Genomic DNA, 14,405 nt, shown 5'->3' on the forward strand with positions numbered 1-14,405 from the left:
GTCAGCTTACCGACAGGTGCCCCTCACGCGCAGTGTCGCGGGTACGGAGCGCGTACGAGATCGCCGCCACCGCCATCCCGGCGCCCCACACCAGGTACGCGGGGACCGACACCCAGAAGAACGCCTCGGGCAGCGCGAGCCCGTCCTGAGGCGGGAAGGGGTTGCGCCCGTTCAGCCGCTCGGACACCATCTGCCCGAGCCCCGCGCCGAAGTAGGCCACCAGCCCGGCCGACACGCCCGCGCCCGGCCACAGCACCAGCGGCCTGGGCACCCGCCGCCCGGCCAGCCCGGGGACCCAGCGCGGCCAGATCCGCCCCCACCGGTGCACCAGCGCCAGCGGCAGCAGCGTTCCGCCCAGCAGGAAGCCGGCCTCGAACACCGGCATCATCCAGCCGTCCTCAAGAGGCGTCTCCCCGAACCCCACGACGGCCTGCGCCGCGACCCTGATCGCGCAGCCGGCCACGGCGGTGTAGGCGGCCGCGTAGGCCCACCGGGGCGTCGAGGCCAGCGAGGGCAGGGCGTGCCGGCCGGTCCGCCGCCGGTAGCGGAACGCGGCCCGCAGCAGCAGCGCCCCCGTGGTCACGCAGGCGGCCTTGCTCAGCGCGCCCAGCGGGTGGAAGGAGATCCCGAGGCCGGGCAGGACGCCGCCGACGACGTCGAGCAGCAGCAGCGCCCCCGCCACGATCAGCGCGGCCCCCACGGCCCACGACGCCACCGGCAGCGCCGCCCGCACCGGCCTCGGCGGGTCGGCCGCGAGCATGGCGGCCAGGAGCAGCGCCGCCGCCGCGCACAGCGCGACGGCCCACCACCCGGTGAACACCACCAGGTCGGGTCCGACCGGCGAGAGCCGCTCCGGCATGTGCCCCAGCTGCCAGTACGTGCGCAGCGCCCCGTACAGGAGCGCCAGAGCCAGCGCGAACGCGGTGAGCCGGTCGGGTCGTGTGCTGTCCATGACGCCGATCCTGCTGCGGCGGCGCGGCCCGCGGATCCCCGCCCGGGGCCAGGCGAGTCCCCCGCGCGGGGGAGAACGCCGCCGCGACTTGCGTTGAGGGGGCGTGAGAACTTATGTTCGATTCGTAAGCGCCCGCCTTCCCCCGGGTGGCTCAGCAGGAAGAACGAGAGCCGCGGGGAGAAGCGTCTTGAGCAGACTCTATGGCGATCCGATAGAGGTGTGGACCCGGGACGGGGAGCCGACCCAGTTCGTCTGGCGCGATCGTCTCTATCTCGTCAGGCGCGTGCTCGACCACTGGGTCGTGGCGCGCGAGTGGTGGAAGACCGGCGAGGGCGACCCCGGCGAGCGCCGGTTCTGGCGGGTCGAGGCCAGCCCCGGCCGCGAGGTCGGCTCGTACGAGCTGAGGTTCGACACCGCCAGCAACGGCTGGCTGCTGCTGCGGGCGTGGGACTGATGGCGCCGTTCCCGCACCTCAACGTGAGCTCCGCGTACTCGATGCGCTACGGCACCGCGTTCCCGAAGGCGCTGGTGGCGCGGGCCGCCGAGCACGGGATGGACATCCTCGCGCTGACCGACCGCGACGGGCTGTACGGGGCGGTCAAGCACGCGCAGGCGTGCGCGGACGCCGGGATCTCCCCGGTCTTCGGGGCGAACCTGGCGCTCGCCCCGACGGGGGAGCGGCGGCCGCGGACCGGCCCGGGGGCGCAGGACCGGGTGACCGTGCTGGCGCGCTCGCACGGCTGGTCGCGGCTGGCGCGGCTGGTCACGGCCGCCCATTACACGGGCGAGCGCGGCGACCCCCGGGTGAGCCGGGAGCTGATCGGCGAGCACGACGGCGCCGACGGCGGGCTCGTGGTGCTGCTCGGGCCGCGCTCCGACGTGGGCCGGGCGGTGGCCGAGCGGCGCGACGACCGCGCCCGCGCGCTGCTCGCACTCTGGCGCGACGCGCTGCCCGGCGTGGTGGTCGAGGTGGTCGACCAGTACGGGTTCGGCGACGCCACGACGGCGCTGCGGATGCTCGCGCTGGCCGAGTCGGCCGGGGTGCCCGCGGTGCTGAGCAACGCGGCGCGCTACCTGGACCCGGCCGACCACCAGGTGGGCGACGTGCTCGACGCGGCCCGCCAGCTCGTCCCGCTGCACCCGCGCCACCTGGAACGCACCACCTCGCACGCCTATCTCAAGAGCGGCAAGGAGATGCTGCAGGTGGCCGCCAAGATCTGCGGCGGCGACCAGGACCGCGTCACCCGGCTGCTGCGCGCCACCCGGCAGGTCGCCGAGGCGTGCGCGATGGAGGCGGCCGAGCTGCTCGCGCTCCGCAAGAGCCCGCCGGACCTGCACCTGCCGGAGATCGGCCGCGACCCGGTGCCGCTGCTGCGCCACCGGGTGGAGGACGGGCTGGCCGAGCGCGGGCTGGACAGGTCGCGGGAGGCGCGGGAGCGGCTGGCGGCCGAGCTGCACATCATCGAGAAGAAGCGCCTGTCCGGTTACTTCATCGCGGTCGCCGGCATCACCGACATGATCCGCGAGATGGGCGTGCGCTGCGCCATCCGCGGCTCCGGCGCCGGCAGCCTGGTCAACTACCTCATCGGCATCGGCGAGGTGAACCCGCTCGACCACGGCCTGCTCATGGAGCGCTTCCTGTCGGAGGGCCGCGTCGGGCTGCCCGACATCGACGTGGACGTCGAGTCCGCCCGCCGCCTCGACTGCTACAAGGCGATCTTCGACCGCTACGGCGAGTCGCGGGTGGCCTGCGTGTCCATGATGGAGACCTACCGGGCGCGCAGCGCGATCCGCGACGTGGCCGGGGCCATGGGGCTGCCGCCGCACGAGATCGACGCCATCGCCAAGGCGTTCCCGCACATCAGGGCCATGCAGATCACCGCCTCCCTGCGCGACCTGCCGGAGCTGCGCGACAGCCGCCTCGGCGAGGCCGGCCTGGACCGGGTGTTCCGGCTGGCCGAGAAGCTCGACGGGCTGCCCCGGCACATCGCGCTGCACCCGTGCGGGGTGCTCGTCGGCAACTCCGGCCTGCGCGACCGCACGCCCGTGGAGCGCAGCCTGCTGGAGTTCCCCATGTCGCAGTTCGACAAGGACGACGTGGAGGAGGCCGGGCTGCTCAAGCTCGACGTGCTCGGCGTGCGGATGCAGTCGGCGCTCGCGTACGCGCTCGGCGAGATCAAGCGGGTGGACGACGTCGTCGTCGAGCTCGACACGCAGAGCGGCGACGAGCCCGGCGTCCAGTACGTCCCGCACGACGACCAGGAGACGTACGACATGATCTGCGCGGGCCGGACCCTCGGCTGCTTCCAGATCGAGTCGCCGGGACAGCGCGAGCTGGTCGCCAAGCTGGAGCCGCGCAGGATGCACGACCTGATCGTGGACATCTCCCTGTTCAGGCCGGGACCGGTCAACTCCGACATGGTCACCCCGTACCTGGAGGCCAGGCACGGATGGCGCAGACCGTACTATCCGCACGAGAAGCTGCGCGAGGCGCTGAAGGAGACGCACGGCGTGGTGGTCTTCCACGAGCAGGTGCTGAAGATCATCCAGGTGATGACGGGCAGGGACCTGTCCTACGCCGAGGCGCTGCGGCGCACGCTCGGCACGCCCGAGGGCCGCGACCGGGTGCGCCGCCACTTCGTGCCGCTGGCCAAGGCGAACGGGTTCGACGACGGCGCCGTGGAACGCGCCTGGAAGGTGCTCGACGCGTTCGGCGGGTTCGGGTTCTGCAAGGCGCACGCGGCGGCGTTCGCGCTGCCCACCTACCAGTCGGCCTGGCTCAAACGGCACCACGCCGCCGCGTTCTTCGCCGGGGTGCTGACGCACGACCCCGGCATGTACCCGCCGCGCGTCCTCATCGACGAGGCGCGCCAGTGCGGGGTGCGGATCCTGCCGCTGGACGTGAACAAGTCGGCCAAGGACTGGCGGGTCGAACGACTCCAGCTCCGCGTCGACCCCGCCGACCTGGCCGGGAGCGACGAGCCGCCCCGGCGGCGGCGCGACTTCAGGATCGAGGAGATCGGCAAGGGCTACGCGCTGCGCGTGCCGTTCTCGGCGGTCAAGGGGGTGAGCGAGGCCGAGGTGGCGCGCATGGTCGAGGGCCAGCCGTACACCTCGCTCGCCGACTTCTGGGACCGGGCCCGCCCGTCCAGGCCGACGCTGGAGCGGATCGTCCAGGTCGGCGGCCTGGACGCGCTGCACGGCCTGCGCCCCGGCGGCCCCCGCTGGAAGCCCGGCGAGCTCACCAGGCGCGACCTGATCGCCCAGGTCGGCGTGCTGGAGCGGACCTCGGCCCACGGCGTGCGGTCCGGGCCGCGCGCCACCAAGCGCTACACGCCCCGCCAGGCCGCCCCCGAACGCCACCTGGCCGCCGTGCAGCTCCCGCTCGGGTTCGCCGAGCACATCCCGCCCGGCGAACTGCCCGAGATGACCGAGACGGAGATGGTCGAGGCCGAGCTGGAGATCCTCGGCATGGACGTCAGCCGCCACGTCATCAGCTTCCACGACGAGCTGCTCGACGGCCTCGGCGTGGTGCGCGCCAAGGACCTGCTCACGCTGCGCAACGGCGCCGAGGTGCTGGTGGCGGGGGTCAAGGTCGCCACCCAGACGCCCGCCATCCGCTCCGGCCAGCGCATCGTCTTCGTCACGCTGGACGACTCGACGGGGCCGGTCGACCTGACCTTCTTCGAGTCGGTGCAGGGCAGGTGCGCCTCGACGGTGTTCGGGTCGTGGCTCATGGTCGTGCGGGGGGTGGTCAGGCGCACCGGCGCCCGGGCCGTCTCCATGCGCGCGGTCGACTGCTGGAACCTGGTGGACCTCGACGCCGTCTGGCGCTCGCGCGGGCTCGACGCGGTCCGGGCGATCATCGCCGAGACCCCGGAGGAGCGGGGCGGCGTCGGCGGGCGGGCGATCGAGTACGCCAACGGGTTCAGGCTGTCGCCCTACTCCGACCTCGGCCCGGCGATCACCGAGCCGCCGCGTCGCCTCTGGCACACCAGCCCGGGCAGCTCCGGGCCCACGGCGGCGTGAACGGGGACCGAGGTCCAACAGGGACCGAAGTCCTTCGACGGCGGGCCTTGCGGCACTGCCGGGCGCGGGCCGGAGCCGATGTGATGGGACGTGACGACAGCGATCCACGCAGAGAGGTGCCCGTCATGGCCGTCCATGTGCAGCAGCCCGTCAGGCGTCACACCGTCACCGCCGGCGCCCGCCGCCCGGCCGACCACGTCTGGGCGGTCGCCCGGATCGCGCTCGGCTGGATCTTCCTCTGGGCCTTCCTGGACAAGACGTTCGGCTGGGGGCTCGCCACCCCAGCGGACAAGGCGTGGATCGCGGGAGGGAGCCCGACGACCGGGTTCCTGAAGGGGGCCGGGGAGAACGCGCTCGGCGGCTTCTTCGCCGGCCTTGCCGGTCAGGCGTGGGTCGACTGGCTGTTCATGGCCGGTCTGCTCGGGATCGGCGGCGCGCTCGTGCTGGGCGTCGGGCTGCGGGTCGCCGCGGTCACCGGCGGCCTGCTGCTCGTGCTGATGTGGGCGGCGGCGCTGCCGCTGGCCACCAACCCGTTCCTGGACGACCACCTGATCTACGCCGTCGTGCTGGCCGGGCTGGCGCTGGCCGACGCCGGGACCACGTTCGGCCTGGGCGGGCTGCCGGTCGTGCGCCGCACTCCCTGGCTCCGATAGCCGCGCCCCCGCCGCCCACCCCGGTCTCCTCCGGGGTGGGCGGCGTCGCGTTCAAGCGCGGGTGGTGCTCAGGCGGGTGCGGTGCTCAGGCGCTGTGGGCGGTGGGCTCCGCGACCACGCCGGAGTCGGGCAGCCGGGCGGCCCACTCCTGCCAGTGCTCCCGGGTGGTGCGCACCTCCGAGGAGTGGGCACGCGCCCCGGTGCCGCCCATCTGCCAGGGTCGCGGCCCCTCCAGCGGCCGGTACTCGCAGCCCGCCGCGTCCAGCCGGGCCAGATGCCCCCCGCTCAGCCGCTCGACCAGCGACGCGTAGCCGACCGGCGCGCCGGACCAGACCGCCTCGGCGATGGCGCAGGCCCGGGGGAACACCATGTAGTCCAGGTGCCGCTCGTGCGGGATGTACTCGCTCCACGCCTGGAACTGCCCGCCGAGCACCCTGGCCCGCTCCTCGTCCGTCCACGACGCGGGCAGCGGCGCGAACGCCGCCGCGTCCTCCAGCGTGATCGGTCCGCCGATGGCCAGCGGCTCGTCGGGCCGGTCGGACTGGTCGTAGTCGAGGTAGGTCGGGTACGTGGACGCGCGGACCACGTCGTGCCCGGCGGCGGCGGCCTCCCGGGAGATGGCGTCGCCGCGCCAGCACATCACGATCGTGTCGGGCAGCACGCCGCCCGTCTGGAACGCCTCGTCCCACACCACCATGCGCTTGCCGCGCCCGGCCAGGTAGGCGCCGACCTCGCGCAGGAACCAGCCGTGCAGGTCGCCCGGCGTCCTGGCGCCGATCGCCGCCATGTGCGCGGCCACCTCCGGGTCGCCCGGCCAGTCGGAGGTGACGCACTCGTCGCCGCCCAGGTGCACGTACGGGGTGTCGATGGCGGTGAGCAGCTCGTCGAGGAGCTCGCACACCAGCTTGACCGCGGCGGGGACCGGCTTGAGGACCCCGGCCGAGATGCCCCAGCCGCGCAGCACCTCGCGGGTGCCGGTGCCCAGCTCGGGGAAGGCGGTCAGCAGCGCGGAGGCGTGGCCGGGCAGATCGATCTCGGGGACGACGACGATCCCGCGCTCGGCGGCGTAGGCGGCCACCTCGGCCAGGTCGTCGAGGGTGTAGTAGCCGCCGTGCGGGGTGCCGTCGAAGGTCGTCGGCCCGTGGTGGTGGCCGGACATGGTCTCGGGGCGGTGTGTGGCCAGCCTGTTGATCTCCGGATATTTCCTGCTCTCGATGCGCCAGCCCTGGTCGTCGGTCAGGTGCAGGTGGAGGCGGTTCATCCGGTGCATGGCCAGCAGGTCGACATAGCGCAGCAACGTGTGCTTGGTCATGAAATGCCGGGCGACGTCCAGCATGCCGCCGCGCCAGCCCAGCGCGGGCTCGTCCTCGACCTCGCCGCACGGCACCACGCCGCCCGCCCGCCCGGCGACCCGGTACGCGTCAGGGCCGCGCAACTGCCTGAGCGTCTGCACGGCGTGCCGTACCCCGGCGAGGTCCGCGGCCACGATCTCGGCGCCGCCGGCCGAGACGCGCAGCCGGTAGGACTCGGGCCGGCCCGCCTCCAGGCGCACGGACAGCGCGCCCTCGGGCCCGGCGGCCACGGGCAGCGGCCCGAGCAGCGACTGGACCGCCTCGACCAAAGCGGGCTCGCCGTGCACGGCGCCGAGGGCGAACGTGCCCCCGGAGCCGGCCGCACGACGGGGAGCGGGCAGCAATGTCCGGTACGGATCGGTCATGTCAGTGCCTTTCGTGAGCTTCCGGTGCGGAAATAGAGAGCGAGGGGCACGATGGCGCCCGAGGTGACGGCGACGGCGCTGAGCGCGCCCGCCAGCCCGATCTGCTCGGCGAGGAAGCCGATCAGCGGCGGCCCGCCGAGCATCCCCGTGTGCCCGATGGTGGAGGCCAGGCTCACGCCCGAGGGCCCGCCGAGCGCCCCGGCCTGCGCGATGGCCAGCGGGAACACGTTCGCCAGCCCGAGCCCGACCGCGACGAACCCGGCGAACGCCACCGCGACCGAGCCCGTCCAGGAGGCGGCGAGGATGCCGCCCAGCGCCAGCAGCGCGCCGGTGACGAGCACGGCCGTCGGGCCGTGCCGGCGCACCAGGTGGCTGCCCGTCAGCCGGGCGAACGCGATCGCCACGGAGTAGGCCGAGAAGCCGAAGGCCGCCAGGCTCGCCTCCGCGTGCAGGTCGTCGCGCAGGTGGAGCACGCTCCAGTCGGCCACGGCGCCCTCGCCGAAGGCCGCGCACCCGGCCAGCGCCCCGCACAGGGCCAGGGCCAGGCCGAACCCGCCGCGCCCGCCCCGCGCGGGCCGCACGGCGGGCAGCCGCCCGCGCAGCAGCGGCCGGGCGAGCACGGCGGTGCAGGTGAGGACGAGGGCCGACACCAGCAGGAAGTGCTGCAGGGTGGTGAGCAGGGTGGCCAGCAGGCCGCCGAGCAGCGCCCCCGCGAGGCCGCCCGCGCTCCACAGCCCGTGCAGCATCGACATGACCGGCCGTTCCGTGGCCTGTTCGGCCTCGACGGCGGCGCTGTTCAGCCCGATGTTGAGCACCCCGTAGCAGAGCCCGGTGCCCGCGAGCGTCACGCACAGCGCCACGATCGTGCCGGGCAGCGCGATCAGCGGCACGGCCAGGCTGAGCATGGTGATCGCGGCCAGGACGACCGGCCGGGTGCCGAACCGCGCGCACAGCCGCCCGCTCACGGTCATGGCCAGGCCGGTGCCGATGGACATGCACATGAGCGCGACGCCGAGGCCGCCGGTGGTGACGCCCAGGTGGTCCTTGATGGAGGGGATGCGCACCACCCAGGTGGCGAAGACGACGCCGTCCAGGAAGAAGAACAGCGACAGGGGCATACCCGGCAAATTAACAGGATGGGATCCAGAAAGAAAGAGGCCGTGTGATACACAGTCGCCATGCACACCGCCTCCCCGCACACCGCGCGACTGATCAACGACCGGATGGCGTACGAGGTGCTGCTGTCCCACGGCCCGCTGTCCCGGGCGGAGCTGCAGCAGCGCACGGGCCTGTCCAGGGCGACGGTCGCCGAGCTGGTCGACCGCATGGTGGAGTCGGGCCTGATCTCCCAGGCCGGTCAGGCGCAGACCCGCAGGCGCGGCCCCAACGCGCTGCTCTACGGCGTGGTCGCCGACCGGGCGCACGTGGCGGGCGTGGAGGTGCGCCCCGACCGCATCCTCGTCTCGGTCAACGACGTCACCGGACACCAGCTCGGCACCGCCGAGCTGCCCCAGGACCCGGCCGCCGAGCCCGACAGGCTCGTCTACGACGCCATCACGGCGGCGCTGGCCGACGCCCGGATCGGCGGCCTCGACGGCGTCGTCATCGGCACGCTCGGCGTGGTGGACCCGGTCAGCGGCGACGTCGCCTACATCCAGGCGCTGCCCACCTGGCACTCCAATCTGCTGCCCGGCCTGCGTGCCCGGCTCGGCGTGCCCGTCCTGGTGGAGAACGAGGTCAACCTGGTCGGCCTGGCCGAGCACCGGCTGGGCGCGGCCCGCGGGCACGACACGTTCGCGCTGCTGTCGCTCGGCGAGGGGCTCGGCGGGGCGGTGATCCTGGACGGCCGCCTGCACCGGGGCAGGTCCGGCGGGGCGGGCGAGCTCGCCTACGCCCCGACCGGCGTCGGCGGCGGCAGGCTGAACCAGCTCGTCGACGGGCCTGCCGTCCGTGCGCTGGCCGCGCGGCACGGGCTGCCCGCCGGCGACGCGGTCGAGGCCGTGCGGCAGGCCACCCCGCGGTTCCTGGACGAGCTGGCCGAGCGGGTCACGGTCGCCGCCCAGGGCGTCTGCGCCGTCCTCGACCCCGGCTTCGTGGTGCTGGCCGGCGAGGTCGGCCGGGCGGGCGGGCCCGCGCTGGCCGCCCGGGTGGAGGAGCGGCTCCGGGAGGCCACCCCGCTGCCCACCCAGGTCGCCGCCGGCACCGTGGAGGGCGACCCGGTGCTGCGCGGCGCCGTGGTCATCGCCCTGGAGCGGCTGCACCGGCAGACGTTCGGCCTGACGACCTGACGAGCGGGCTGACCAGGCATGTTCGATGCCTGGCGCCCGATTCGCGGCAGTGAGCGGTACATGCGCGGCATTGCTTGAAGATGCTTGAATTTGCGGCCAATCGCTTGACATTGCTCAAAATGGTGGAACACCATTGCGCCCACTGTCGACGAAAGGTCCTGTGAGATGAGGAGCCGCACCGAGGGCGCCGGCCTGATGCAGCGAACGGCCGACCTGTGGCATCGCACCGTCCCCTGGCGCTGGCTCACCCCGAGCACGGTCCTCATCGCGTGCGTCGTCCTCTTCCCGGCCCTCTACATGGTCTACATGTCCTTCCTGGACATCAGCCGGATCGGGCTGGTCAGGGGCTTCGCCGGGTTCGACAACTACGCCAGGCTCCTGGCCGAGGACGCGCTCGGCACCGTCGTCGGCAACACGCTGCTGTGGCTGGTCATCGTCGTCGGCCTGACCGTGCTGCTCTCGCTCGGGCTGGCGCAGTTCCTGTCCAAGGAGTTCTTCGGCCGCAGGTTCGTCCGGCTCGCGCTGCTGGTGCCCTGGGCGACCTCGCTGGTGATGACCGCGACCGTGTGGCGCTTCATCTACGAGGGCGGCAACGGGCTGCTCAACCGGCTGCTCATGGACCTGTCGATCATCTCCGCCCCGGTCGACTGGTACAAGGACCCCGCCACCGCCCTCTACTCCGTCATGGCGGTCGGCATCATCACCTCGATGCCGTTCACCACGTACGTGCTGCTGTCGGGACTGCAGACGGTGCCGCACGACGTGCTGGAGGCCGCGAAGATCGACGGGGCCGGGGCGTGGGCGACCTGGCGCCGGGTGACGCTGCCGATCCTGCGGCCGTCGCTGATGATCGCGCTGATCCTCAACATGCTGCACGTCTTCAACGCGTTCACCGTGATCTGGGTGATCATGGGCAAGACGTCGGGCAACCACGCCGACACCACCGTCACCTGGCTGTACAAGATCGCGTTCACCGCCCAGCTCGACTCCGGCGAGGCGGCGGCGCTCGGCGTGCTCAACGTCGTCTTCCTGCTGCTGCTCATCCTGCTCTTCGTGCTGGTGCTGCGGCCCCACCGCAACCCCGCGACGACCGAGGAGCGCTCCACGAAGGTCGCAGCTCCGTCCACAGCTGCGTCCACTGCGGCGGCCGTCGCCGTGGCGCGTCCCGCGCGGATCAGGCGGAGCAGTCCCGCGCTGGTCCGGGCCGGCCGGGCCTGGCGGCGCGTGCGGCCCGTCGTCCTGCCGGTCGTGGGGTTCGCCGTGGCGCTGTTCTTCCTCGCGCCCTACGCCGCGATGCTGTCGGGCTCGCTCAAGACCGACGCCGAGCTGTTCGCCGTCCCCGCCGACTACCTGCCCGGGACCTGGGCCTGGTCCAACTACGCCGACGTGTGGAACAAGATCCCGCTGGCCGACTACTTCCGCGTCAGCCTGACCGTCGCACTCGTCTCCACCGCGCTCGTGCTCGTGGTCGCCGCGCCGGCCGCGTACGTGCTGGCACGCTCCAGGTTCCGGGGGCGTACGGCGTTCCTCGGCGTGATCCTCGTGACGCAGATGTTCCCCGCGGTCGCGCTGCTCATCGGCCTCTACCAGCAGGCGCTGTTCGTCGACGGGATCAACAGCTACGGCGTGATCATCGCCATCAACTCCGCGTTCAACCTGGCCTTCGCCGTGTGGATCCTGCACGCGCACTTCAGCTCGATCCCCGTGGAGATCGACGAGGCGGCGATGATGGACGGCCTCGGCCGGTTCCGGATCATGGTGCGGATGATCCTCCCGCTGGCCGCCCCCGGCCTCGTCACCGTGATGATCTTCACGTTCATCCAGGTGTGGAACGAGTTCGTCATCGCGCTGACCCTCTTCAACGACCCGGCCACCGGCCGCGTGCCGCTCACCGTCGGCGTCCAGCAGTTCATCGGCCTGTACGAGACCAACTATCAGTACCTGTTCGCCGCGGCCCTCATGGCGATCGTGCCCGCGGTGATCCTCTTCGCGCTCATCGAGAAGCATCTGGTGAGCGGCCTGACCGCAGGCAGCACCAAGTGACTAGAGAAGGACTGGCGTGACATGACCAGAAGAAGATCACGACTTGGCGCCCTGGCCGCGCTGGCCGGCCTCGTCCTCACGACGGCGGCGTGCGGCGGCGGCTCGGGCGGTGGCGGCGGCGACCAGCAGTCGATCAAACTGGTCGTCGCGCAGTACACCGAGGGCACCCGGCCCTACTGGGACGAGCTGATCAAGTCCTTCGAGACCGCGCACCCCGGCAAGAACGTCGACCTCCAGGTCATCGACTGGGGCAACCTGCAGAGCCAGGTCAACACCATGGTGCAGACCAAGCAGTTCCCCGACGTGCTCAACATCAACGTCTTCGCCGACTACGCCGAGGCCGGGCTGCTCTACCGCGCCGACGAGGTCGTCTCCAAGGAGGTGCTGTCGGACTTCCTGCCGTCCTTCGCCGAGAACGCCTCCTACGACGGCGCCCAGTACGGACTGCCGTTCGTCGCCACCGTCAACGGCATGTACTACAACAAGAAGATCCTCAAGGAGGCCGGCTACGACAAGCCCCCGGCCACCTGGGACGAGTTCCGCGCCGCCGCGAAGGCGATCAAGGCGCTGCCCGGCGGCTACGTGCCCTACGCGCTGGCGCTCGGCGCCGAGGCCGGCGACTACGAGCTCGGCACCTGGGTGCGCGCCAACGGCGGCGACTGGCGCACCGACGGCAAGTGGACCGTCAACGGCGAGCGCAGCGTCGAGGCGCTGCAGTTCCTCAAGTCGCTCGCGCAGGAGGGCTACACCCAGCCGAACCCCGGCCAGACCAACCGGCCCGACGGCACCTGGCCGCTGTTCGCCCAGGGCAAGGTCGGCATGGTCTACGCCTCCTTCGGCACCCGCGCCTTCCTGGAGCAGGTCGACCAGGCGAAGATCGACTACGGCGCCACCACGCACCCCACCAACCACGGCGCCGAGCCCGCCACGCACGGCATCCAGGACTATCTGATGGCCTTCAAGAAGGACGGCAACCAGCAGCTCGTCCGCGAGTTCCTCGACTACTTCTACCAGGTCGACAACTACACCAAGTATCTGAAGGTCGAGGGCCTGCTGCCGACCACCGCCTCCGCCACCGAGGCCATGCGGAAGGACCCCAAGGTCAGCCCCTACGTCGACATGGTGGCCAAGGCCCGCTTCGACCCGACGTCGCAGCCGGTCTGGGCCGAGCTGCGCGGCACCATGGCGGCCGACCTGGGCAACGCCCTCGCCCCCACCGGCGACCCCCGCGCGACCCTCGACAAGCTGCAGAAGATCGCCGAAGGCTCCTAGGTGGCGCTGCCGAGCCCCGGCGGCGTGAACGGCGCCAGCGCCGCCACCGGCTCGGGAGCCTCACGCTCCGCGCAGGCCGACTGCTGGACCCGGGTGATCCGCCGTACGGTGGCCGCGCACAGCAGCGCGGCCAGCGCGGCGCAGGCGAGCTGCGGGACGCCGAGGCCGGTCAGGTCGCCCTCGGCGGCGTCCAGCGGCAGCACGATCGTGATCAGGGCCAGCGCCGTCAGCCAGCTCAGCCACCAGCCCGACACGAGCGCCAGCCAGCGCCACCGCTCGCCCTCGGGCGGGCGGGCGCCCTGCCACACCTCGTGCACCAGCATCGCCGGGGCCAGCAGGTTGACGCCGGGGATCAGCCACGCGGCAGCCACCGGCCCGGTCGTCGCCGCCGGGTCGTTGACCTGCCGGGCGCGCACCAGCCAGGTGACGTAGGCGGCCCCGGCCGCCACGGTCGCGCCCGTGGCCAGCATCATCAGCACCGCGAACGCCGTCACCGCCCCGACCACGGCCTCGGCGTCGGCCCCCTGCGGGCGGCCCCCGTACGCGGCGAGCTGGGCGGCGAGGCTGCGCCCGCGCACCTGCTCGAAGACGACCAGAGCGCTCAAGGAGACGACCTGCGCGGCAAGCGTGAGGTAGACGGCATTGGCCGCTTTGACGGGCGGTGCCTGGGCAAAGCGCACGATGTTCTCCCCCCGGGCCATGCGCTGAGGTTCTGCCTTCACTTCTATCCCGCGGGCACCTCGGTTAATCAGCTCACGACCCCCGATTCCCACGCCCAAGCCGCGATTTCCACCCGGTTCCGAGCGCCGAGTTTGGCGAAGATGCTGCCCAGGTGCGTCTTGACCGTCGACAGCGACACGAACAGCTCGGCGGCCACCTCCTGGTTGGTCCGCCCCCGCGCGATCAGCCGCACCACGTCGAGCTCCCGGTCGGTCAGCGGCTCGGGCAGCGGCGCGGCCCGGCGCTGCGGCTGCGCCAGATGCCGCAGCAGCCGCACGGTCACCGACGGCGACACCAGCGACTCCCCGCTCGCCGCCGCCCTGACCGCCTCCACCAGCAGCGTCGGCCCGCTGTCCTTCAGCAGGAACCCGGTCGCCCCCGCCCGCAGCGCCCCGTACACGTACTCGTCCAGGTCGAACGTGGTGACGATGACCACCCGCAGCGGGCTCTCCACCCCCGGGCCGGCCAGCGCCCGGGTCGCCTCCAGCCCGTCGAGCCTCGGCATCCGGATGTCGAGCAGGCACACGTCCGGCCTGAGCCGCCTGGCCTCCGCGACCGCGTCGGCGCCGTCGGCCACCGCGGCGACGACCTCCATGTCCGGTTGGGCGTCCAGGATCATCTGGAAGCCGGTGCGCACGAGCTGCTGGTCGTCGGCGATGAGTACCCGAATAGTCACGGCCCAACTCTAGGATCAGCCGTTCGGCCGAGGCGCAACCGGTCACAAGGCCGAT

The 14,405-nt window shown here is 72.7% G+C and carries 11 protein-coding genes; 6 read left to right on the top strand and 5 right to left on the bottom strand.

What is annotated here, in order from left to right; all coding sequences use genetic code 11:
- Position 1 precedes the first annotated feature (1 nt).
- Complete coding sequence (locus AB0G11_RS30630; RefSeq protein WP_357590093.1) at positions 2-952, bottom strand: hypothetical protein; 951 nt, start codon at positions 950-952, stop codon at positions 2-4.
- A gap of 187 nt (positions 953-1,139) precedes the next feature.
- Between AB0G11_RS30630 and AB0G11_RS30635 the strand changes: the two genes are divergently transcribed.
- The 3 genes from AB0G11_RS30635 to AB0G11_RS30645 all read left to right on the top strand — a co-directional run bounded on the left by AB0G11_RS30635 (position 1,140) and on the right by AB0G11_RS30645 (position 5,634).
- Positions 1,140-1,406 carry a DUF6504 family protein gene (locus AB0G11_RS30635; protein ID WP_219503810.1) on the top strand — a complete coding sequence of 89 codons (267 nt, stop codon included), beginning with the start codon at positions 1,140-1,142 and terminating at the stop codon, positions 1,404-1,406.
- The gene (gene dnaE / locus AB0G11_RS30640; RefSeq protein ID WP_357590210.1) at positions 1,406-4,981 is read left to right on the top strand and encodes a DNA polymerase III subunit alpha; all 3,576 of its coding nucleotides are present in this window, start codon (positions 1,406-1,408) and stop codon (positions 4,979-4,981) included. The genes AB0G11_RS30635 and dnaE overlap by 1 nt, the downstream gene beginning before the upstream one ends.
- Before the next feature lie 125 nt (positions 4,982-5,106).
- Entirely contained in the window at positions 5,107-5,634 is a 528-nt protein-coding gene (locus AB0G11_RS30645; protein ID WP_357590095.1) for a hypothetical protein, read from the top strand.
- Positions 5,635-5,719: 85 nt separating this feature from the next.
- Here AB0G11_RS30645 and AB0G11_RS30650 read toward each other — a convergent pair whose 3' ends face one another.
- Positions 5,720-7,351 (bottom strand): beta-N-acetylhexosaminidase, encoded by a 1,632-nt coding sequence (locus AB0G11_RS30650; RefSeq protein WP_219503819.1) that lies wholly within the window; start codon positions 7,349-7,351, stop codon positions 5,720-5,722.
- Entirely contained in the window at positions 7,348-8,469 is a 1,122-nt protein-coding gene (locus AB0G11_RS30655; RefSeq protein WP_357590097.1) for an MFS transporter, read from the bottom strand. The genes AB0G11_RS30650 and AB0G11_RS30655 overlap by 4 nt, the downstream gene beginning before the upstream one ends.
- Positions 8,470-8,529: 60 nt before the next feature.
- Here AB0G11_RS30655 and AB0G11_RS30660 point away from each other — a divergent pair, with 60 nt between their 5' ends.
- The 3 genes from AB0G11_RS30660 to AB0G11_RS30670 all read left to right on the top strand — a co-directional run bounded on the left by AB0G11_RS30660 (position 8,530) and on the right by AB0G11_RS30670 (position 12,954).
- Complete coding sequence (locus AB0G11_RS30660; protein ID WP_219503824.1) at positions 8,530-9,639, top strand: ROK family transcriptional regulator; 1,110 nt, start codon at positions 8,530-8,532, stop codon at positions 9,637-9,639.
- A 165-nt stretch (positions 9,640-9,804) separates the two neighbouring features.
- Positions 9,805-11,682 carry an ABC transporter permease subunit gene (locus AB0G11_RS30665; RefSeq protein ID WP_219503827.1) on the top strand — a complete coding sequence of 626 codons (1,878 nt, stop codon included), beginning with the start codon at positions 9,805-9,807 and terminating at the stop codon, positions 11,680-11,682.
- Between the two features lie 21 nt (positions 11,683-11,703).
- Complete coding sequence (locus AB0G11_RS30670) at positions 11,704-12,954, top strand: extracellular solute-binding protein (protein WP_219503830.1); 1,251 nt, start codon at positions 11,704-11,706, stop codon at positions 12,952-12,954.
- On the opposite strand, the gene AB0G11_RS30675 is transcribed toward AB0G11_RS30670, so the two are convergent.
- Both AB0G11_RS30675 and AB0G11_RS30680 read right to left on the bottom strand, forming a co-directional pair.
- Entirely contained in the window at positions 12,951-13,634 is a 684-nt protein-coding gene (locus tag AB0G11_RS30675) for a DUF4328 domain-containing protein (RefSeq protein ID WP_357590099.1), read from the bottom strand. The genes AB0G11_RS30670 and AB0G11_RS30675 overlap by 4 nt on opposite strands.
- Positions 13,635-13,702: 68 nt before the next feature.
- Positions 13,703-14,350 carry a response regulator transcription factor gene (locus AB0G11_RS30680; RefSeq protein ID WP_219503836.1) on the bottom strand — a complete coding sequence of 216 codons (648 nt, stop codon included), beginning with the start codon at positions 14,348-14,350 and terminating at the stop codon, positions 13,703-13,705.
- Between the last annotated feature and the right edge of the window lie 55 nt (positions 14,351-14,405).

It is taken from the genome of Nonomuraea sp. NPDC023979, from assembly GCF_040639085.1.
Classification (GTDB): domain Bacteria; phylum Actinomycetota; class Actinomycetes; order Streptosporangiales; family Streptosporangiaceae; genus Nonomuraea; species Nonomuraea ceibae.

Coding starts and splice junctions, on each gene's coding strand:
- AB0G11_RS30630 (WP_357590093.1), bottom strand. CDS start 952: ATGGACAGCACACGACCCGACCGGCTCACCGCGTTCGCGCTGGCTCTG.
- AB0G11_RS30660 (WP_219503824.1), top strand. CDS start 8,530: ATGCACACCGCCTCCCCGCACACCGCGCGACTGATCAACGACCGGATG.
- AB0G11_RS30655 (WP_357590097.1), bottom strand. CDS start 8,469: ATGCCCCTGTCGCTGTTCTTCTTCCTGGACGGCGTCGTCTTCGCCACC.
- AB0G11_RS30645 (WP_357590095.1), top strand. CDS start 5,107: ATGGCCGTCCATGTGCAGCAGCCCGTCAGGCGTCACACCGTCACCGCC.
- AB0G11_RS30650 (WP_219503819.1), bottom strand. CDS start 7,351: ATGACCGATCCGTACCGGACATTGCTGCCCGCTCCCCGTCGTGCGGCC.
- dnaE (WP_357590210.1), top strand. CDS start 1,406: ATGGCGCCGTTCCCGCACCTCAACGTGAGCTCCGCGTACTCGATGCGC.
- AB0G11_RS30670 (WP_219503830.1), top strand. CDS start 11,704: ATGACCAGAAGAAGATCACGACTTGGCGCCCTGGCCGCGCTGGCCGGC.
- AB0G11_RS30665 (WP_219503827.1), top strand. CDS start 9,805: ATGAGGAGCCGCACCGAGGGCGCCGGCCTGATGCAGCGAACGGCCGAC.